The sequence below is a fragment of the Aquimarina sp. 433 genome, assembly GCF_054054605.1.
In genome coordinates this window covers 185,445-211,077 of sequence record NZ_JBSWZK010000003.1, presented here as the reverse complement: position 1 = coordinate 211,077, position 25,633 = coordinate 185,445, and the positions used below count along the sequence as shown (strand labels likewise).

General features: G+C 33.7%; 2 protein-coding genes. Both read right to left on the bottom strand.

The annotated features are described in order from the left end of the window. Window position 1: 1 nt before the first annotated feature. On the bottom strand, window positions 2-10,588 hold the full coding sequence (locus ACWNT5_RS07625) for an SDR family NAD(P)-dependent oxidoreductase (RefSeq protein WP_456517018.1): 10,587 nt from the start codon (window positions 10,586-10,588) through the stop codon (window positions 2-4). A gap of 72 nt (window positions 10,589-10,660) precedes the next feature. Then, window positions 10,661-25,576 carry an SDR family NAD(P)-dependent oxidoreductase gene (locus ACWNT5_RS07620; protein ID WP_456517017.1) on the bottom strand — a complete coding sequence of 4,972 codons (14,916 nt, stop codon included), beginning with the start codon at window positions 25,574-25,576 and terminating at the stop codon, window positions 10,661-10,663. Between the last annotated feature and the right edge of the window lie 57 nt (window positions 25,577-25,633).

The following is a 25,633-nucleotide window of genomic DNA, read 5'->3' as shown; positions in this document are numbered from 1 at the left end:
ATCAGTTTGTTTCAAAATTCAAGTATTTATTAAAAGCTTCCTCTTCTTTTATTATAGCCTCCGCATCCATATTAGTATCTATTTCGGCACTGGTTTTTTCTTCTGGCCAATATCTTTTTCGGTTATAATTTATGTCAGGAACTTGAAAAGGCGGTTTGATTTTGTTGTTCTCAGGAATTCCTTCATTACTTAGTAATATGAAAGCATTATTCCCTCCTAACCCGAATGCACTTACTCCAGCTCTTCTTATATTGTTTACTCCTGTCCAATCTTGAAGTTCTCTAACGGGATATACGGGAGAATTCTTAAATTCGAATCTACGATTAGGTCTGGTACAATGAAGGGTTGGCGGAATCTGTCCTGCACTTATAGACAAAAGTGTTTTAATCACTCCCGCTACTCCTGCAGCACTTAGTAAATGTCCAAAATTGCTTTTTACACTTCCTACTCCACATATTTGTTTTTGATCGGTATATTTCTCTAAAACTCTGGTTATACCTTTTAGTTCTATAGGATCTCCAATTAGTGTCCCAGTTCCATGAGTTTCGATATAACTAATCGAAGTAGGGTCTATACTTCTTTTGGTGATCGCATCTTCCAACAAGGATTCTTGTGCTTTTGGGTTAGGAGTAGTTATACCCATAGTTCTTCCATCATTATTTAATGATGTACTATCGATTACTCCATAAATCTTATCTCCAGAATTAATAGCATCGCTCATTTTTTTCAGAACTAAGACACCACAACCTTCTCCTAAACCTGTACCATCGGCACTTTCATCAAATGTTTTGCTTATTCCGTCTGGAGAAAGCACACCAGATTTGGTAAGAGATATAAATATTTTTTCATCTAAAATAATATCAACTCCTCCTGCCAAGGCTATTTCAGTTTCCCCATTTAAGAGCCCTTTAACCGCAAGGTCTATAGCAGTTATAGAGCTGCTACAGGCAGTATCAACTACCATATTTGGTCCCTTAAAATTGTATATATGAGCTAGGTGGGCTGCAATAAAATTTTGACCCGTTCCAACAATAAAATCTTTACAAGGATCCGTTATTTTATCTTTAAAAGTACTTACTCTACTTCCTGCATATACACCTATCTTTTTACCAGAAAGTTGTTTTAAAGAATGTCCTGAATCTTGAATTGCTTCTATACTTACCTCCAACCATTGTCTTTGTAAGGGATCTATTTGTGATGCTAGAGTTTCATCGATTCCAAAATACGCTGGATCAAAATCCTCAATATTATCCAAAAAACCACCCCATTTACTAATACTCTTACCTTCGGTATTCGGTTGACTATCATAATGCTCATTAGTATCCCACCTTTCCTTAGGAACTAACTTAATACTATCTCTTCCTTTTTTAAGATTATTCCAATACTCATTGATATTTCTAGCATCCGGAAAATGACATGCCATCCCTACTACTGCAATAGATTCATTAGATGGGGTGGTTTCCGGTGATTTTGCTAACTGTTCTTCTTCTCTAGTTTTATCATGACTTATAGAGTTTTTCGGTATTTCGGAAATATTTATTTGATCATCATTACCCGAAAAGTTTGGATATTCTTTTAGTAAATAATCACTCAGCTCAGAAATAGTTGGGTTTTCCAAAACAACGGTTGGAGAAATACTAATATTTCCCATCTTAGATTCTATGCTTTTGATAAGTTGTACCAACAAGATTGAATCAACTCCAAATTCCTGAAAAGGTACATTTAGGCCCAGATCTTCAACCGGTAATTTTAAGACTTCACTTATTAAATTTTGTAACCATTCTGCTGCTTTAAATTCACTCTTTTTTCTTACTTGGATATTCCTTATTTTCTTTCTTTCAGGGATTTTTAATATATTTTCTTTATTGAATATTGAGGTGTTATATACTGCCGGAAAAACAACTGGGTAAGGCAAGTTCTCCGATAATAAATTATCCAAAACAGCTAACCCTGCGTCTTTTGAAATAGATAAAAAACCTAATCTCTCATAGATACTCCCTTTGATTTCTTGCATGCTTCCTTCCTTCCAACTTGGCCATTGTATACTCATATAATTATGACCATTCATTTGCTGATAATTGGCAAAATAATCCATATAGCTATTGGCCATCACATAATCACTTTGTCCGGTTCCTAACCTCGGTATCAGTGCTGAAATTGAAGAAAATAAAATTCCATACTTAAGATCATGATCTTTTAGTACCTCATGAAGATTATTTAAGCCAGACACTTTGGGCTGCAATATCTTTTCTATATTCTCAATCGATTTATTTAGAAATCCAGGTGTATCCGTATCCACACTACCAGCAGCATGCAGCAATAATTCTATATTTCCCCAATCTGATTTAATACTTCTCAATGAATCAGACAATTGAACTTTATCCGATAAAGAATCATACAAAACTCTAACTCTAGCTCCTTTACTTTCTAAATAAACAATATCCTTAATTTTCGAGCTTATTCTAGAATTGGTATTCATATAGTCTTTCCATTGATCTCGATCTGGAAGCCTTTCTTTACCCATCAGAACAAGTTTTTTGATATTGTACTGTTCTACTAAATGTTTAGCGCAGGCCATTCCTAAACCTCTTGTTCCTCCAGTTATTAAAACCGTCCCTGTAATTTCTACTCTTTTCTTTTTTTCTGTATGAACAGTTTCTAAAATCGGATGCAACCAATTTCCATTTCTAAATCTAAGTTGTGTATACTCTGAATTACTTTGATAGGCCTCTACTATTCGTTGACTTTGGTTAAGAGGAGAATTTTCTTCAATTTCTATATGCGTACTACAAACTTTTGAATACTCTGCTTGAAGCATATGGTATACTCCAAAATATACTGCACCAGTAAGTCTTCCTTCCAAAGAACTAACTATCAACAACTTCAATTTATCGTATTTAGTTTGGTTTATGATATTTTGTAGTAGCTCTACGGATCTGTAGTTATTTTTCTTTTGGTCTTCTAAAGGAGTAATATCAATAAGTCCAACCACATTTTCTATTTCCAAAACCTCCTCAATCGATGAAACAACTAAAATTCTTTCTATACTCCTTTCTAATTCTTTTATCAATGATGTACTCGAACCGTCACTTACTACTAATGTCAAACCTGGTAAGTTTTTCGTATGTTCCAGGGTAAATGGCACCCATTCTTTTTGAAATAACTGAAGCTTCTTTACAGTGTGATCTTCATTACTTACATTTTCATTTTTTAACTGATCTAACTCTAATGAACTATGCTTCCAGAATCGACCTCTTGAGAATGGATAGGTTGGTAAGCTTATTTTATTTGGTCTTGGGTTATTATATAGCTTTTCCCATTCAACGTTGATTCCATTTATCCAAAACTCTGCTAAAGCACTTAGTTCTCTATTCTCAATATATTTTTCTAAATCCTTTTTTTCAGGTTGAAAACCAGGAATAGATTTCTTTACATTTCCTGTAAAAATCAATGTTCCAGATGTATCAGAAACATACTTTTTAAGTTGATTCTTTAGATGCTCAATGCTATTAGCGATTATGGCCAACCTTTCATCCATGGACTCCCTTCCTGATTGCAGGGTGTAAGCAATATCAAAAAAAGAAGTATTAGGATTATCGTTTAAAAAGTTCAATAAGTTTGACCCTTGTTTTTTTAATCCCGTTTTATTTTTTGCAGATAAAATAAAAATCCCTTGTTCTGAGCTAGCGTATTTATAGGAAGATTTCGGGAGATATTCTTCTAATAGTACATATGCATTTGTACCACTAAACCCAAAACTACTAACTGAAGCTCTTCTGGCATTTGCACCAGCTGGTTCCCAAAACGTCAGTTTATCTTGTATTTTAAAAGGGCTGTTTTCAAAATCTATTAACGGATTCGGTTGGCTAAAGTTTAGAGAAGGGGGTATCTTTTGATATTTCATAGATAATAACACTTTTATAACCCCAGCAATTCCTGCCGCCATCAGCGTGTGACCAATATTAGTTTTCACACTTCCAATAGAGCAAAATTGTTTATTACTTGTATATGATTCAAAAGTGTTTTTAAGTGCCTCAAATTCAATTGGATCTCCTAATTCAGTTCCTGTACCGTGTGCTTCTACGTACGTAACAGATTCTGGGTTGATAGCAAACTTTTCGTACGCTTCTTTTTCTAAGGAAGTTTGAGATAATACGCTTGGAGCCAAAATTCCGTTTGAAGTACCATCTTGATTTGTTACACTTCCTTTTATAACACCATAAATTCGATCCCCATCCCTTTCGGCATCCGATAAGCGCTTCATAACGATAACCCCTACTCCTTCTCCCGGGACAAAACCATTAGCTCTACTATCAAATGAATAACATTTTCCATCTGGGGATAACATTCCCGCTCGACTTGAAAGCTTGTAAAAATTGGGAGTAGTCATTACATTCACCCCACCGGTTATAATAAGATCAGACTCCATATTAATTAAGCTCTTACAGCCCATATCGAGAGCAACTAAAGAGCTGGAACATGCAGTATCAATAGGTACAGCCGGTCCTTTTAAATTCAAAAAGTAAGAAATTCTAGAAGCCAAAATTGAACTAGAATTGCCCCAAAATGCAGAAGCTGGTATATCCTCAACTGATGACAAATAATCTCCGGTACTAGCTCCAACATAGACTCCTGATTTAGTTCCTGATAATGTTTTAGGATCTATTCCAGCATCTTCAATTGCTTTCCAACAATGTTCTAAAAATAGCCGTTGCTGTGGGTCCATCATTTCTGCCTCCGCACCTGAGATACCAAAAAATAAAGGATCGAACTTATCAATATCTCTTAAAAAACTACCCCACTTGCTATAAGTTTTGTCCTTATCTTCTTTATCTGGGCTATAATGTTGATTAAAATCCCATCTACTACTTGGAACCTCTTCTACTAAACTTTCCCCTTCTTTTAAAAAAGTCCAAAATTCTTCAAGATCTCTAGCTCGTCCATACTGACCACTCATTCCAATAATAGCAATATCACTATTGTTTTTTGTCTTTGATCCATTATTGGAAAAACTACTCGTACTAGTTTCAGGAGGAACCATTGTATTAAGGTCCTCGATGCTCTGCTGATTCGTAACTTCTACATTAGGTACTGCATCATCATTGAATAAAATAGCGTCTGAATATGTCTGTCCAATATATTCTGATAATGTTTGGATATTAGGATAATTAAAAATATCTACCGGACTTAATTCTATTTTTAATTGCTCGTTTATATTTTTAATAAGGGATGCCCCCAGAATAGAATCAAAACCATAATCCATAAATTGTTTACTAATCTCGAAATTATCCTTATCATATTTTATGGTTTCTGCGGCAATATTCTTTAATCTATCTTGTAAGGTTTGGTCGACATCATTGGCATGCTTTCGTGGCTTATTTACCTTTTCTTCTGCGATTTTCTGATCATTTATAGTGTCATTTATGGTTCTTATATATCCATCACTTTTGGTGATTATCATTTGTTGCGACAAATTATTATTCTCAGGATAAATAGAAGTGTCCATAAAACCTATTGATTCCAAAACGAATAACCAATTATCGGGTGATAGGCCTGGACTTCCTTTTTCTCTTATTTCTTCATCTTCAAAAAGCCACCATCCATCTAGCAAACCAAAAGTTAATGTTGTAAACAATTCATTTCCCTTAAGTTCATTTAAAAATAGTAGTCCATGCTTTTTAAGAACAGCTTTAATATTATGTAATGTGTTTTTAATATTTTTAGTTGCGTGGACAACATTAGCGGCTATGACAATATCGAATGAACCTAGAGGAATATTCTGAGAAGAAGCCGGCTTTTCAATATCGAAAATAGCTGTAGACATATAGGGAGCCTTATGCTGGAAGTTACTTTCAGCCTGAAGTAAAAAGCTCTTTGAAATATCTGTATATACATAATTCAAAAATTGGGCATAGGGTTGTAATCTATCAAAAACTACCTGACTTGTTCCTCCTGTACCAGCTCCTACTTCAAGAATATTAATCTTTTCTCCTTTCTTTATTTTTTTTATTCTTTCTGAAACTGTTTTTACAATGCTATCCGCTATGAGATTATTAAAATAATCCGCTTGATTATTATCTTTATAGACTTCACTAACATATTCTGAACTACCATTAGGAAAAACAATATCCGTAGCTGCTATTTCTCCTCTTAGTACTTTATCAAAATATGTAATGCATTGATCAACAAGCCTTTTATGAGGTTTATATCCTGGTAAAAAAGTATCATTTTCTGTTTCAAACTTTTTAAGTTCTTTGAAAGCGATAGGATCAATTTTAATTATATTTTTTTCTTCTACAACGTATCCAATCTCCAAGAAGTTTCTGATTAGCTCTTTAAATAAACGCTCATATTTATGTGCTATCCCTAAAAACTCTAAATATTGACTAAGACTATTTCTGGTTTCAAAAGCATCCTTTAATCCCATATCAATCAAAACCTGAAAGCAAGCGTTAGAACAGTATTTTTGAAATTGATCTTGAATATTTTTATCAAAAGAATAATATGGAATATCCATTTTCTCAAGTGATAGGGATGATAAACCTGATAATTCTTTGAATTTTTTGTCTCTTGAAATATTATCGACTAATGATTTTGCTTTTTCACTTAGTTTAATCGATACTATCTGTCGCTTCTTATTGGACAAAACCAATTCCAATACTTCCATCCCCTCATTTGCAGAAATACTACCTATACCACTTTGAGAAAACCTACTTTCGTAATCCTTAGAGCTTACAACACCTACTTCTCCCCAATACCCCCAATTAATCACATAAGCAGGTATTCCATAATGTTCTTCTATATGTCTCGCATAGGTGTCTTTATAGGTACATCCTGCAGAATAATTTGATTGCCCCATGGCATTCCACTGAGATTGTACTGAAGAATAAAAACATATAAAATCAAGTGGCTCGTTTAAAAATGGTTCTATAAAATTATGACTTCCAAGGGATTTTGGTAAAAATGATTTTGCAAAATTTGACTCATCCATATTCTCCAATCTCATATCATTAAGAACTAATGCAGAATGAAATAATCCATGAATAGTAGGAAAGTTTGCCTTGATCTTATCATAAGCTTTAAATACATCTAGTCTTTCTAAAGCATCACATTGTATATACTGTGGTCTTTTTCCATGAAGTTCAATTTTATTTTGGTTTGTTTCTATCGTCTTATTTAGAGGACTTCTGCCTAACCAAATAATTTGAGCATTATATTTTTTCACCAAATACTTTGTGGTTTCCTGACCAATTCCTCCAGAACCACCCAGAATAACATAAACACCATCTTTTCTAAATCTACTAGGATAATGATCCTGAAGATCCATTGGATATAGTTTTCTTTCCAAAAAGGAACCTCTCTTATAACAAATTAATTCACCCGAGCGATCATAAGGCAATTCTAAAGATTTCTTTATGTCGTTAAAATCCTGATGAACACCCTGGAAATCAATCATTCTGATTTTCCAATTTGTCTGTTCTTTGGCTAATGAACCTACTAATCCTGGGATACCTGCTCCAAAAACTGATGATTTATCTTCTACAGAAACTTTTTGAGTATTACACGTGAAAAATGTTAATTTCAACCTATCCTGACTATGATTAGATATCAAGTACTTTATTGTTTGAAATAGTGATTTTTCTACATAACTGAAATCTCTTTTGTGCTTATACTCAGAAATGCCATGTAAAAAATAGATATTACTTATTCGATCCGGAATATGATTTAGTTTTTCTTGAAAAACAATTTCGGATTCCAGATCGTTAAGAGATTTCTTCATAGATTGTACAAACTCATCATCTATATTATTATGACCAAGAAGTACTATCTTTTCGTTTTTATCTTCTACCGATTTATTTCGTTGACGAATCTCATCCCAAATAGGAATGTAACATATTGATTCTTTATTAGTTTTTGAGAATTGACCAGAATCTTCTGAGTTTTGTATAGCGGCATCAACCGGTAAGGCTACAAAGTTTTTAAAACTTAAGAGCACCTGTCCGTCCTGATCCATTAAATCTATGTCATAAGATGTTATATTCTCATCAGATGTAACACCATTGCTTTTTCTTACTAGTCCCCAAAACTGAGAAACATCTTCAAAACTTTTATAAAAGTTGATTTCATTTACGTGATAAGGAAAGGATAATGAATAAGATGCACCATGTGATGTAGCCAGCCCATAAATCGTATGCAATGCACTATCAAGGATTCCTGGCGTATATTTATAACCGTCAATTAACGGAAGGTTTATCTTTGAAAAAGCATAAGAATCACCTACATAAATTCGTTCTACTCCTTGAAATGTTTCGCCTAAATGCAGTCCTTCTTCATAGAAATTTTGATAAACTTCTTTTCCTGAAATTTCGTTTAAACTTTCGGAAATTATCGTTTTTACATCAATTCTTTTGGGGTTTCTGTCGATATTACCTAGGACTATTTTGCTGGTACAGTGTAGAATTTCCTTATGATCAGCAATACTGGTTATTTCACAATTAATGTTTTTTCTACCTGTCGTATTTCTAATCTGTATTTGCTTAAAGTCGTCTTCTACGACAATTGGAGTTGTCCAGGTTAAATCTTTGATTTGAAAAACTTCATTTTTACTAACTTCTTCTCCTGTTGCTCTTATTAACTCAATAAAAGCTACTCCTGGTAAGACTTTATCTCCACTTACCTGATGATCGTTAAAAACAGATTCGTTTCCATTAAAAGTACTTTCGAAAATTAAGTTTTCTGTATTCTCTTTTCCTATATGTAATAGTGGATGTATCTTTTGGTTATCTTCCGATTCTACTATGTTTGAGTTGGAAAACCAATACCTGTTTTTAGCAAAGGTATAGGTTGGCAAACTTATCTTGGAAGGTGTTTCTTCTGGGTATAAAGAACTCCAATCTATTGATACTCGTTTAGACCAGGAATCCAATAGCTCCCCATGTTTTTTATGCGCTGACTCGTTTTCAGAAATATTATTGCTTTTTGGTGCATTATTTTGTATTCCCTCGGAATAGGTTTCTAATTTTTGAATCAATTCATTAGTATTAGAAACCACAACACCAAACCTTTCTTCCATTGGCTCCCTTCCAATTTGCAAGGTATAAGCTATATCATGAATATTCAGATCTTTATTAGATTCTAGAAATAACTTAAGATTTCTAACATTCGCACTTAGCTGATCTTTATTTTTAGCTGATAGAATAATTACCGCAGGTTCCTCACTTCTATAACTGTGGTTTTGTTTTGGTAAATATTCTTCTATCACCATATGAGCATAAGCTCCTCCAAAACCAAAACTACTAATCCCTGCTCTCAAAGGATGCTGATCATTTGTAATCCAGTCGATAGGTTCCTGATTAATATAGAAAGGAGAATCATTTAAATTTATATACGGGTTTAAACTCTCAAACTTTGGCATGGCAGGAATTTCCCTGTTCTTTATGGATAAAATAGCCTTTATTACTCCAACAATTCCTGCTGCACCTTCTGTATGTCCAACATGTGCTTTTGCAGATCCAATTGCGCAAAAATCGGTGTTTTCAGTATGTTTTTTAAATGCCTTTTTTAATGCATTTATCTCTACAGGATCTCCTAATTTTGTTCCAGTTCCATGGGCTTCAATATATCCGATAGTATTCGGGTTTATTTCTGCATCTTCCCAAGCTTTTAATAAAACATTTACTTCTCCGTCAACACTAGGTGCTGTTATTGAAGGGGTATATCCTCCATGCGTAGTTGCGCTTCCTTTAATAACTGCATATATGTTGTCATTATCGGCTATAGCTTTCTCTAAAGGTTTCATCATTACTGCCGCAACACTTTCACCAGGAACATACCCATCTGCCTGACTATCAAAAGTGTGACATCTACCTGTTGGAGATAATGCTCCGATACTACAGAAATATCGATAATGTAATGATGTGAGCAATAAATTTGCTCCTGCGACAAGAGCTTGTTCGCATTCTCCTTGTTGTATTGCTTTGAATGCAGTGTGCAAAGCAATTAAAGAACTGGAGCAAGCAGTATCTATTACCATGCTAGGTCCTTTTAGATCAAAATAAAAAGAAGGTCTGTTAGCTAACATGGTAGCAGCATTTCCAGTTCCGTCATGTGGATTAACTGTTGTTTTCAATCTGCTCATTTCTTGTGCATAATCATGAAAACAAACTCCTACATACAAACCTGTATTACTTCCTTTTATATCATTAATCGCTCCAGCATCTTCTATTGTCCCATATAAAACCTGTAATAGATACCTTAACTGCGGGTCCATTACTTCTGCCTCTATAGGAGTAATATTGAAAAAATCAGCATCGAATTTATCAATATCATCAATAAAGCTACCCCACTTCGAGTACATCTTATCCTCGATACCTTGTCGTGGATCAAACCAAGTTTTATAATCAAAATGATCTGTTGGGATTTCTTTGATTAAATCTGTTTTATTATAGAGTTCTTTCCAAAAATCATCCTTATTTCTAGCACCAGGAAATACTCCATGAATACCCACTATAGCTACGTCTTGTATTTGATTTGACTTTGCACAAAGATTTTGGCTTGATATATTTTTACCGAATTGTAATGGCTTCATTTTTTTTGATTATTTCAAAGAATTACATCAACTTTTTTACTTTTTCATTGGTTTCTTCACTTACATAAAGATTTAATTCATGGTATCAACCTGACTATGTTCTGATAGATAGCCTGCCAATTCAGCAATGTTTTGATATTCAAAAAACAAAGTTGGATATAACTCTATTTCTAATGAATCCTCCATAACTTTTACCAACTGAATCAGTTCTGATGAGTCTATCCCCATATCCATAAAATTCTTTTTAGAAGAAACCTTACTCATATCTTTTGTTACCACTTTTTGAAGAAGATTTCTTATAAAGTTTTCTGCAGAATTTTCACCATTTATCTCTGATTTAGTTGATATCGACTCATCTTTAGTGTTCTCTATAGTTTTCTTTACTTTTGGTATGCGTTTACATACAAAACCTCTTATTTCGAGGAGAACCTCTCCCTGACTTGAGCATATATCGATATCTACCTCGATTACTTCTCTGTTACTCTTTACAATTGTTCCATAGCATATACATTCTTTATGCACCTTATGGAACATGTTTACACTTTTAATCATTAATGGAACAAATGGAGTTTCACCAGAAATAGATGTTAAACAACTAACTAAAGCACCATTTATTAGTGCAGGATGAACCAAAGAATAGGTATGACTGTCATCGCCTACAGGAAGTCTTAATTTTCCAACGGACCCCTTATCAGAAACATAAATTTTATCGATTACCTTTAGGCTATCTCCCTGATAAATCGATTTTTTATTTTCTTCTTCATAAAAGCTATCTTTTTCGATGATTTCTTTTGCATTGTTAATGACTTCATTAATTTCATCAATCAGATTTTCTTTTATTCTTGATGGGATCGTTTCAATAATTTTTCCTTCAGCTACTTTTAACTGATTGGTTTTAGATTTTTCACTAAAGACGTCTATTAAGTTGTTCTTGAGATGAACACTAACCATGGTTTTCTCATCGGGATACAGTATTACCGGATCTTTAAACAATAGGCTTCCCAGGCTAATTATTTGCTTATCATTTTCGCGAAGTTTATCTAGAATTAAAGATAGGTACGTTACTCCAAGGATTACTCTATCTCCATTTACCTTATGATCTCTTAGATAAGGCTCTCCGTAAGAATATTGCTCTCCAATTATTTGTTTATTTGTACTTTCTTCAACTTTTTCTTTAATAATTTCATCTCCAAGCCAATAGTAATTTCTGGAAAGCCATTCTGTTTTTAGTGTTTTTCGTTTTGATATTATTTCTGAAGAAGGAGCTTCAATAATCATGTGACAATTTGTACCTCCAAAACCAAAACTAGATATTGCTGCTATTTTCTGATCATGATTCCAATCTTTTACGGATGTATTTGGATAGAAGGGTGAGGTTTCAAACTTAAATCTTGGATGTGGATTTTCGCAATGTAACGTAGGAACTAATTGTTTATACTTCATTTGTAGCAGAATTTTAATTAGTCCTGTGACACCCGCTGCGGTCATATTATGGCCTAGATTACTTTTTACTGATCCCAATGCACAATACTGTGTTTTTGCAGTTTCTTCATTATATATTTCTGTTGCTGCTTTTATTTCTATAGGATCTCCTAACAACGTTCCAGTACCATGAGCTTCATAATAAGTTATTTCATCAGGAGAAATAGAAGACTTTTGCAATGCATCTTTAATTACATCTTTTTGTCCTTCTTTATTTGGCACAGTTAATCCCATGGTTTGACCGTCATTGTTTACCGAGGACCCTTTTATGATTCCTAATATTTGATCACCATCATTTTTGGCAGATTCATAATCTTTCAACAAGATTAAAGCTCCTCCCTCACCAAGTACAAAGCCTGATGCTCGTTCATCAAAAACAAAACTTTTTCCTTCTCTGGAAAGGACTTTAGCCTGACTAAAAGCAATATGTCCAAATGCATCAACCATAATTGAAACACCACCTGCTATTGCTAAGTTCACTTTGTTATTCAATATATCTTCACAAGCTTGATGAATTGCTACAAGAGAACTAGAACAAGCAGTATCAATCACCTGACTTTTTCCCTTGAGGTTATAAAAGTCTGAAAGTCTGGCAGCAATCATATTACTGATATTGTTTACTACAGTATGCTGATGGGCTCCTTCGGGAAGAAGGTGATAGTTATTTCTTACGTAATTATTATCCTTAGCACCAATATAAACCCCAGTCTTCGTGTCATAAACCTCTTCTTTTTTATACCCTGCCTGTGCAAATAAATCCCTTGCCAGCAGTAAAGCAATTCTGTGCTGTGGATCCATTGAAATAGCTTCTTTATCGCTAATTCCGAAATACTCTGCATCAAAAATACCAGGGTCATTGATGAAACCTCCTTTGGTTGTATACGTTTTATCCAACCTATCTTCCTTTGCATAATATAAAGAAGGGTCCCACCTTGTATCGGGTGTATCCGTAATCAAGTCTTTTCCTGATTTTAAATGCTCCCAAAATTCCTCAAGGCTATCGGATCCAGGTAATTTACATGACATTCCAATTATTGCTACTTGTTTTGGAGCACCGTGATTCTCTTCTTCTACATAAATCGTTTCTGGCGATTCTTCTTGATTGCCGTTTAAATTGGTTTCCGGAAATGCTTCAGTTAATATGTCTTTAGCCGTAGATTCTTGAATTTCAGAAATTAGATACTCCGATATCAAATCTATAGTAGGGTAACTTACAATCGCAGTAGGCTCGATAGCTATTTTAAATTTTGATTCTAGCGCATCCAGTACTTTGATCATCATTATTGAATCCACACCATACTCAGAAAACTCAACTTCGGTTTCTATATCCTTTAGATTTATTTTTAATAGTTCGGAGCAAATCTCGACTACTATCTTTTTTATATCAGAAACCGTAAATCCAGTACTATTGGATGGCTTAACATCTGCTTCTGTATTTTTTTTACTCAGAAGCACCTTCTCAATTTTATATTTATCTCCAAAAGTTGGTATTACTTGAGTTAAAGAGGTCTTTAGAATCGACTCAAATAAATTAATTCCTAATTCTGCGGGTAGCGGTTCCATGCCCCATTTATTTTTCAAGAATTTTTTGGAGATTGGATCCATTTTAATTCCTCCATCTGCCCATAATGGCCAGTTTATACTAACGGTTTTTCCTATTCTTTTACCTTCATGGACTTTACAATTTCGTTCATCTGCAAAACAATCCAAATACGCATTGGCAGCACTATAATCTGCCTGACCTACATTTCCGATAATAGCAGTAACAGATGAGAAAAGTGCAAAGAAATCAAGAGGCTGATCCTTGGTAACCTCATCCAAGTTTTTTACACCTGTTGTTTTAGGAGACAACACATCTAGCACTTCGTTTTCAGTCTTATTCTCGATTAGACTATCTCTGATAACACCTGCACAATGTATAATACCATCTAAATGATTATATGCACTTTTTATTTTTTTCATGAGCGAGATTACCTCGTTCTTTTGTGCTACATCACATTGAAAATATTTTACGTTACCTGAAGCGGATAATGTGCTAAGTACTTCCTGATCAGGTAGACTTCGACCGACAACAATAACTTTAGCAGTTTTGATCTTACTAATATGATTTGCAATAAGTTTTCCTAAACCTCCCATTCCACCTGTTACCAAATACACACCATCTTCCTTGAAAACAACAGATTTAGAGTCATGCAGTTCGATTGGCATAAAGGATTTCACCTGTCTTTCTTCCGATATATATTGTACTTCTATATCAGATTGTCCAATTTCGTACTCTATTATTGATGAGATTGATTTTATGTTAGTAATTGAGAGTTCATTTACACCAATTAACCTACTTTTTAAACCAGGTTTTTCTTGTTGAAGTGTCTTTAGCAGTCCCGCTATAAATCCAAATTCAGCATATTCTGTATTATCATAAAGTAATGTGAGATCAGATAATCTTTTTGATTTTAATAAAGGCTGTATTGTTTTAATGATTTTGGATACATATTCCTGTTCTGAGTCTTCATTTAAAGCTATAACTTCTATTTCCATTGTTTTTTTAAGATAATCCGCTGTAGCTGCTGCTCCATTTAAAACTAGGATCAAAGCCGTTGAAGTAGCATCATCATTCTGATCAGTTTTCTTATGACTGATTAGTGTTTTTTTCCAAATAGATTGGTACAACTGTATAGACGCATTTTCTTTCTTCGACACATTATTTGGTTCAACATTTCGATCAATAGGTAGCGTAGTGAAGTTTTTGAAACTTAGAACGAGTTCTCCATTATTATTTAGAAGATCAATGTTATAACTATTTACCTTTTTATTAACCGTGGTGTTCTTTTTTAGGTGACACCAGGTTATGTCTGATAATTCCTGATAAAAGGTAATTTCTTGTGCACTAAAAGGTAGTTCTAATTTGTTCTCACTTTGGATAAAACTAAATCCTCCACAGGTTTGTAGCGCACTATCTAATATCCCGGGTGATAACCTATAGCCATCCATTACAGGAAGTACTATTTTGGACAAAGCTTCGTCTTCATTATAATGTAGCTCTTCAATCCCCTGAAAAGTGCTGCCATAGTCTATGCCTAACTCTTTGAATTTTATATAACATTCATTCTTAGTTTTTTTATTTGAAAGATTCAATTTTATGGCATTGATATCCTTTTTTACATTCGATTCTTTGGATAGGGTTAGTAGCTTTCCTTTGGTATGTACTGTCTTATTATTTTCGGGTCCAGAAAATATCTCAAAACATATATTTTCTTTTTCCTCATAGATTTGAATATTTATTTCTTTAGGGCTTTCTAAAGTACTAAAAGGGCTTATCCAGGTTATATCTTTAACTCCTGTAATTTTCTTATTTAAAGATAGCTCACCTGCCTTTTGGGCAAGTTCTATATATGCTACTCCTGGTAAAATTTTAGTTCCTTTTACTTTGTGATCTTTAAGAAAAGATTCTATTCCTGAAAATACACTTGTAAATTTTAGTTTTCCTAAGCTAGAAGTATTTTGATGTACTAAGGGATGTAATTTATTTTGACCTTTAAATTCGGAAATTACATTTTCATTTTGCGGAATCCAACAGGTAACTCGATCAAACGGATAAGTTGGCAGACTTATTTTATTGGGACGGAAATCTGTATAAAGTAAGGACCAGTCAATCTCTTCTCCTTTGAGCCATAATTGTGCAAGCGACTCATTATCTTTATTTTCAATCAGATAATCAATATACTTTGTTTCCGATTCTCCTTCTGAAAATCCATCCTTTTTTTGCTTCTTTACCCGACCATATGAGAAATCCTGCTCACTATCGATACTATATCTACGTAATTGTTGTATTAAGTCTTCTATAGTAGATGCTATACAAGCTACTCTATGTTCCATGGGCTCCCTGCCTAATTGCAACGTATACGCTAATTGTTTAAGATTCGTTTCTGAATGATCTTCTAAATAACCTAATAGGTCTGTGATTCTTTTCTCTAATCTTGATTTATTTTTTGCAGATAATATTATAATTGAAGGAGATACTTTAGTGTTTTCATGATTTTTATTAGCTATATACTCTTCGATAACTATATGCGCATTACTACCACCTGCTCCAAAACTGCTAATTCCTGCAATCTTAGGAACATTATTATCTGTAATCCAATCTTTGCTTTCCTTTACTAAATAAAATGGAGACTTAGAAAGCTGCAGGTATTCATTAGGTTTCTTTAGATTTGGATTCCCTGGAATTGTATTGTGCTTCATGGATAACAATACTTTTATCACACCTGCTATACCAGCTGCTGCCTCTAGATGACCTATATTTGTTTTTACACTACCAAGTGCACAAAAAGGTTGACTAGGCTGCTCTAAGTTTCGTTGCTTATACAGTTTTTTAAAGGCCAATTTTAGCCCTTCTGTTTCTATGGGATCTCCTAATGGAGTTCCTGTACCGTGTGCTTCAATATAACTTATATGTCGCGGGTCAATATTGGCATCTTCATATGCTTTTACTAATAGATCTTTTTGAGCATTTGGATTCGGTGAGGTCATACTATTAGCTCTACCTCCATGATTTTCTGCAGTACCTCTAATTACACCATAAATATGATCTCCATCTGCCTCTGCTTTACTTAGTTTTTTTAATAGTACAACACCAACGCCTTCACCTCTTACATAACCGTTAGCATTTTGATCGAAAGTTTTACATCTACCATCTTCACTTAACACACCTGCTTGACTGAAGGACAACGTCTGTACAGGAGAAAGTAGTGCATTGACACCACCGGCAAACGCCATTTCACAGTTACCGGACCTAATGTTTTCTACCGCTCTATGTATAGCAATTAAAGAACTTGAACAGGCAGTGTCAATAGGTTCACTGGGACCATGAATATCCAGAAGATAAGATATTCGATTTACTAAAACTGAATGCGAATTTCCTGTGGTAGAAAGCGTTTGATTAATTAATCCGGCATGCTGATTTATAAGAAGATTATAATCTGAACTTGAACAACCAATAAAAACACCAGTGTTGCTTCCTTTAATAGTACTTAAAGAAATTCCTGCATCTTCAAGTGAGGCATATACAGTCTCTAGGGTAATCCGCTGTTGAGGATCCATTAATTCAGCCTCTAAAGGAGAAATACCAAAAAACAAGGGATCAAATTTATCAATATCCTTAATAAATCCACCCCACTTGGATCGTGTCTTGTTCTTTTCTTTTAAAGGATTCCCATAATACTTTTCCCAATCCCATCTATCCGATGGAATTTCAGAAATCATGTCTTTGTTTTCTTTTAAATTATTCCAAAAACTATTTATATCAGACGATCCTGGGAAACGACCACTAACACCAATAATGGCTACTGGATCATTTTTAAGATTTTCTTGATTATTTAGGACTACTTTTCGTTTTGACATATGTGAATACCTTGGAATTTCTTTTTTTCCTGTAATCTTAATATCCCCTGTTGTATTTTCCGTAATCTTGCCGCTTCCATTTAATTTTTGAGCAGTAACCTCATATTTACCAAATATCTCGTCTTGATAATCCTCCAATAAAAAATTTGAAAGCTTATCAATAGTTGGATGATTAAAGAATACAGTTGGGGTTAAATCAATATTGTAGAAACCATTTAAGTGGTTAGATAATTTCGTTAACGAGACTGAATCGAAGCCATAACTTCCAAACTCATCAGTAATTCTAATAATGTCGGAATCCAGTTTAAGTAATTCAGAGACTAAGCTCTTTATCTTTTGGGTCAACAATTGTTTCAACTTTTGGATATCTAAACCTAATATTGGTTCACTATTCTTTTTCTTTATTTTCTCAGTTTGTTCACTATTAATAAGTTTCTGTTCCAATTCTGATTTTACTCCATAAACCACAGTAACATTGACTAAACCAGTATTAAGAGCTTCGATAAAAGATAATATCCCTTCCTTTTCTGGAAGAGGAATGATACCCCATCTACTTCTTAATTCTTCTTTATCCATAGTAACCTTCATTCCTCCTTCTTCCCAAACAGGCCAATTTATACTGATTGTATGACCATACCTGTTGCCTTTTACTTTCTCTTTATTTCTATAGTTTGCATAGTGATCCATATACGCATTTGCAGAAGCATAATCGCATTGTCCGATATTTCCAAAAACCCCAGCTATCGAAGAAAAGAAGACTACAAAATCTAATTTTTCATTCTTCGTAACTTCGTCTATATTTTTAGTTCCGGTTATTTTTGAAGCAAATACTTCTGATATTTCTTTATGGGTCTTATTGATTATTAAGTTATCCCGAGTGATCCCAGCGCTATGTATGATCCCATCTATCCTACCATATTTTTTCTTCACCTCATTAATTAATGTTTCGACTGATTCTTTGTTCGCAACATCACATTGGAGATAAGAGGCGTTTTGAAATTCATTGATAGTAGTATCCTCTTTAGAAATCAAATTTCTTCTACCTGTTAAAACAATCTTCGTATCCTTGAAACCATCAATATATCTGGAAAAAATCCTACCCAAACCTCCTGTGCCGCCTGTAATTATATAGACACCTCCTTCTTTGATGGATAAGGAATTTTTGGAAGGTTCTGGAACTAATGGATGTAAAACTTTAACTTTTCGTTCTATTCCTGAGTAACGAACTTCAGCATCCGAATTAGTTTTTTCCTGAATTATTATTTCTACTAATCTACCTACACTTTTAAACGATTGACTATCTACACCAATCGTCTTAAAATTAATTTTAGGATTTTCTTGGGTTACAGATTTTAATAGACCAGATAAAAATTCGTAGTTTAAATGACTAGAATTTTTACTCACAAATAATAAATTTGTTCTCCGATCCTTTAAGGTTATTTCTTTTAGTAATTCAAAAATTTCCAGAAAACAACGTTCCTCAGTTGATTCATTGATCCACTTTACTTCTAAAGAAAGATTTTCTTCAAGTTTTTCATATATTAATTGTTCAGAATCACCTAAAACAATTATCATTTCTTGGACTTCACCAAGATCTGGTTCAATAGATGTTTCTACTATTTTTGAAGTTTTCCAAGCGTTATTATATAGTTGAATCTGTGGATTGTCATTTGTTTTAAACTTTTCTTGACTATTGAGTCCGGAAACTGGTAATGTTACAAAATCACTAAAAGAAATTAGCATTCGTCCATTTTCATCTAGTAAATAAATGTTGTAACAATTCATTTTTACGCCGGGTTCTTGATTTTGGGCTTTTCTAACCAGACACCAAATATCTTTTGGTAACTCATCGTATATAGTAATTTCTTTTACGCTGAATGGTAAAAACAACTCTGTATTTCCTGAAGCAAAGCTGAACCCAACACAAGTCTGTAATGCGCTATCTAATACTCCAGGAGTAAGCAGGTAATCTGTATTTTTTGCAAGGCTTATTTTGGAAAGTGATTCTTCCTCATTGTAAAATAAATTCTGAATTCCCTGAAAACTTGGACCATGATACAATCCCATGGAATTGAAAAAATCATAACATTCTGCCCCACTTTTTGAATTAGTTAACCCGCTCTTTAATTCATTAATATCAATCAGGTTTGTTACCGTAGGCGTTTCTGTACCAATAATTCCATGGCTATGATAGTGCTTATCTTGTTTAGTTTCAGAATATACCTCAAAAACTATATCATCCCCATCTTCCCATAAACTAATCTGTACTTCTTTAGCTATCTTTTCAACCTTTATAGGGCTCACCCAGGTAAGATCCCTAATACTTGTTACTTTTTTATCAATTGATAATTGTGCAGCTTTTCTTGCAAGTTCTATATAAGCTACACCGGATAATATTTTATCTCCATGAACCTTGTGATCTTGGAAGAAATCCTCTTTTCCTGTAAAAAAACTGGTAAACTTTTGCTCATTAAAACTTGAACTATTCGTGTGCAACAACGGATGTAAATACTCAATAGGTTTTTCCAGATTGTTGATTTTTGCATCCGATTTTGGATACCAATACTTACTTTTAGCAAAAGGATAAGTTGGTAAACTAATTTTATCAGGTTTTCCGTCTGCGTATAACAATCCCCAATCTATTACAACACCAAGTACCCATAATTGTGCAATAGAACGTATTTCTTTATCTGCAATTGCTTGTTTTAGGTATGCTTCTCCTGCGTTTCCTGCTAGAAATAAATCCAATTTGTTATTTCTAATATCTCCAAACAATCTACCTTCCATACCTTTATCTATACAAGATGACAATTGATGCAATAGGTCTTCCCTATCTTGTACGATTAAAGCTAAACGAACGAACATCTCTTGTCTACCCTCTTGTAGCGTATATGCTACTTTATGAAGATCTATATTTTTATTAGACAGCAAGTATTCCTTAAGGTTAACAACTTGATTTTTTAAACCATCAAGATTTTTAGCTGATAGCAAAATAATTAACGGAGTAGCATGGAAATTAGCTTGTGCTTTTTCTTGCTTATATTCTTCAATAATGATATGAGCATTACTTCCACCGGCTCCAAAACTGCTAACTCCTGCTAAACGAGGTTTGTTATTTGTTGTTTTCCACTCTTGAAGTTTTTGCTGCACTTTAAAGGGACTATTTTCAAAGTCAATTTCAGGATTTAGTTCGGCTGAATGTAAAGATGGAACCAAACTTTTATACTTTAACTGTAATAGCACTTTTGTAACTCCTGCAATTCCCGCAGCGGATTCGCAATGTCCAATGTTTGATTTAATAGATCCTATACTGCAGAATTGTTTTTTATCTGACTGAAAAGCTTTTATTAAGCCAGAAATTTCAATAGGGTCTCCCAAACTTGTTCCTGTACCATGGGCTTCGATATAACTAAAATCTTCAACATTTATTTTTGATTTTTGAATTGCTCTTTTTATCACTTCTGCCTGTGCATTAGGATTAGGTACGGTATATCCATGGGTTTTTCCTCCGTGATTAAGCGCTGTTCCTTTAATCACACCATATATCTGATCATTATCCCTTTCGGCCTGACTTAATTTTTTTAGTACAATTGCTCCTACGCCCTCCCCAGGAATAAAACCGCTTCCTTTACTGCCAAAACTCTCACATTTGCCTCTTTTCGACAAAAACGAGCTTTGACTTAACATTAAATATTTATTAGGGTGTATACTAATATTTACACCTCCTGCTATAGCGACATCTGCAGTCTCATTAAGGAGGTCATTACAAGCTAAGTGAATTGCGGTCAATGATGAAGAGCACATTGTATCAACAGCCATACTTGGACCATTGAAATCGCAAAAATATGATACTCTATTTGCAATACTGCTTGGACTTCCTCCAAGTGATAAAGGTTGTCCGTTTGCTGTACTCTCCGCTCCATATAATTGATATTCTTCGTACATCACTCCAACATACACCCCTGTAATTAAACCATTTACAGATCTTTTAGACAAATCATTAACCTTATAACCAGAATCTTCTATGGCTTCCCAAACCGTTTGCAAAAACAACCGTTCCTGAGGGTCCATTAACTCTGCTTCTTTAGGAGATATATTAAAAAAAAGTGGATCAAACTCGGAAATCCCATCAATAAAACCTCCATATTTACTGGTTACGTGATGATGTTGATTTTCTTCCTCATTATAAAAATCGTCGATATTCCATCGATCCTTTGGAATTAGGGTAATACTATCTTTACCAAGTTTTAAATTTTCCCAAAACTCATTCATATTACGCGCCTCGGGATATCGGCCGCTCAAACCAACAATCGCAATATCTTCAATGGTGCCAAAAGAGTTTTGTGTTTCATCAGAACTGACTTTAGGTTCTATGATTTTATTAGGAAGCATATTCCTATCTTCTTCCACTACTTGACCTATACTTGTACTTGGTTCTAAACTATTATTACTCTTTGTGAAATGATCCAGATGATTTTTGAAAAAGTATGTACTTAGTTCTTTGATATTTTGATATTCGAAAAAATTTGTAGTTGTAATGGATAAGAAGTCTTTTGAAAACTCTTTAGTCAATTCGCCTATCAAAATTGAATCTATCCCCAAAGTATCAAATGAGATATCTGGGTTTATTTTATGCTCTTCTAATTTTAATACCCTAGAAAAAATTTGAATTAAATAGGTTACTATTTCTGAAGTGATATTAGCATTAGTTTTATCATTTTTTCTGACCAAATTTTCACTTGTCGGTTGGCTTGGAGTCTTACTTGCAGAAACTAAAGGCAAAAGAACTTTACCATCACTTTTAGCCAAAACTATTTGCTGTGGTAATCCATATTGTTCAGGATAAGATTTTGGCATTTCGTAACCTACTTCTTGTAAGATGTGTATCCAGTTTTCTGGAGAAAGTCCAGGACTACCTTCTAAACGAATCTCTTCATCTTCATAACTCCACCATCCTTCCAAAAGACCAAAAGTGATGCTGCTAAACAATTCTGTACTAGCTAATTCATTTAGTAGTAATATTCCTCCTTTTTTTGTTACATTTTTTATATTATGAAGTGTATTCTTAATGTTCTTAGTGGCGTGTATAACATTCGCTCCAATTACAATGTCAAAATATCCTGATGGTAAATTTTGCTCTATTGGGTTTCTTTCTATGTCGAAAATAGCGGTCGACAGATGTGGAACATCACTTTTAAAAGTATCCTCTGCGTGTATTAAGAAACTTTTGGAAATATCTGAATAACAATATTCAACACGATCTAGATAATATTCAAGTTTTTCAAAAATATATTGACTCGTTCCACCTGTACCTGCTCCGATCTCTAAAATTCTAACTTTATCCTCTGTGCCATTTTGTTCCAAACTTTCTTTAACCAATCTTAAAGTAGTTTCTGATAACAACTCATTAAAATAGGTAGCTTGATAATTGTCCTTATAAACCGCACCTACTAAATCAATATCTCCACTTGGAAAAAGTACATCAGTCGAAATGATTGTACCAGTCCATATAGAATTAAAAGATTCTAAACATGCTTTTAGCAATTTTGCATATGCACTATACGATGGGTTTGCGACTACAAAGTCTTTTAGTGATTTTGTCAATGAAAACCTTTCGGATTCTAATTTTATCTCTTCATCCAAAACTAATTTATCATCAATAAGTCTGGCATACCCTGCTAGTTTGATTTCTCTAATTAACTCATTAAAAAGACGATCATATAAATCCAAAATCCCCAGAGAACTTCTCAGGTTTTTAAATTCAATATTTTTATGTGTCTTTCGATCAATACCTAATTGGAGTAACACTTGTAGTACTCCTTTTAAACATATTTCTCTGAAAAGTTTTTCGATACTTTCATTTCTCTGGAAAGCCTCTACTTTAGGTGATTCGTTAGTAAAAAAAGTGGTTCTAGCTATTTCAGTCAATCCCTGTTTATCCATGATATTTTCTACCATAGATTTGCCTTTATCATCCAGTTTTACAGCAGCAACTTGGTCAAAGTTATTAGAAAGCACCAGCTCTAATATCTTCATTCCTTCATTTGCAGAAACACTTTCGATTCCTAATTGCTTCATTCGATCCTGATACGTTTTAGAACGAACAATTCCTACCTCGCCCCAATACCCCCAGTTAATTGTATAAGAAGGTATATTATATGTATTTCGGATATAGTTTGCATATGAATCTTTGAATGTACATCCCGCGGAATAATTGGATTGACCAGCAGCATTCCAAAAGGATTGCACTGAAGAATAAAAACAAACAAAATCTAATGATTCGTCCTTGAAAGCATCAATAAAATTATGTGTTCCTATAGATTTAGGAAGATACGCTTTCGTAAAGTCGTCCTCGCTCATATTGACAAGAAGCTTATCATTTAATACAATCGCTGAATGAATTAAACCATTTACTCCTTTACAGATCTCCTTAATTTGATCATAAGCAATTTGCAAATTAGATTTTTCGTTAACATCGCATTGTATATAGATTGGTTTTGATCCAAATTCTTCCATAGTCTTTAGACTACTTTCAATTTTATCATCAATCTTACTTCTTCCTAACCAAATTAATTGTGCATCGTAATTTTTAAGAAGATATTCACTTGTAACCTTTCCTATTCCTCCTGCTCCTCCGAGAATAACATAAGTTCCATTTTTTCTTATTTTACCAGGAAGTTCCTCCGAAAGTTTTAACGGACATAACATTTTCTGGTAAAAGTGTCCTTTTCGATACGCAGTCACTTCTCCATTCCTATAATTTGAAAACCGAAGTATTTTATCAAGCTCTTTAGAAGATAACTTTGCATTATCAATATCAAGAAAACGTAATCTCCAACGAGGATTTTCCTTGGATAATGAACCTATCAAACCTGGTAATCCACTACCAAAAATATTCATGGATTCACCTGGGAAAACTTTTTGAACATTTGATGTAAATACAGTTATTCTTAACTCTCTATCCTTAAAATTATTTAGTAAAAACTTTATAACATTGAATGCCTCGCGTTCTGGACTTTCGTGCCAATTACAAATATCTTTATCAGACTTGTTTGTGATAGCATTCAACAAATAAACATCTGTAACTTCTTCGTTAAGAGCACTTAGCCCTTCTATTTCTTTAACTTCTTTTCCTAGTCCTACTAAACTTTTTTTCAAAGTATTTAAAAAGTGACTCGGAGTTACATTTTCTAGATTGATTAAACCATGAAGTTTACAATCTGATTCTAAAAAACTCCCGTAACCGGATGGAATAGAATTCCATACTGGAGTATATGAAATGTTATTAATAGTAGGCTGATTTGATAATGCATCATTACTAATTGGTTGTCTTTCAATTGATGCTTTATATGTAAGTGGTACAAATTTTTTAATCCTCACAAACTCATATTGGTCATCAAAAAGTGAAATATCGTAAGATGCTATGTTCTCTCGGGATTGATTTTTTTTGATATGACACCATATTGATTCGGGTAATGCCTCATAAATTGATAACTTCTCAATACTATAAGGCATTTGAATATTTTTATGATTTTCAGAAAGCTCGAATCCAATAGAACTTTGAAATGCACTGTCTAATACTCCAATAGACAGGAAACAGTTTTCAGTATTAGGAACCGATATCCTAGTAAGTACCTCATCGTGATTATAATAGATATGATGTATCCCTTTTAAACTTGGACCATATGTAAGACCTAGTTCTCCAAAAACATCATAACTTTCTTCCCTGTTTATAGAATTTGACAACCGTTTTCTAATGTTTTCAGCATTCTTATTTCCCGATTTAGGAATTGTGGTTGTGTTTAATCTTCCGCGGCAATGAGTAATTTCCTCATCCTCTATTTTTGTAAATATTTCGAAAAAGGCGTTTTCCGTATCGAAACTAATTTTGGTGTGTAATTCGTTACTTCTCTTAGAAACAAAAAAAGGTCTTAACCATATAATTTCGGTAATCTCAGTAACCTCTTTTTTTAACACCCTAGTTCCGGCTTCTCTGGCCAGTTCCAAATAGGCTGCTCCTGGAAAAACTTTTTCTTGATTGACTTTATGGTCTTCTAAGAAGGATTCCTTTCCTGAGTAAACACTTATAAAATGTTTTTCTTTCATATTACCTTATTATATTTTTGACTTACTTGATCCTATTTTTACATTTTCAACAAACGC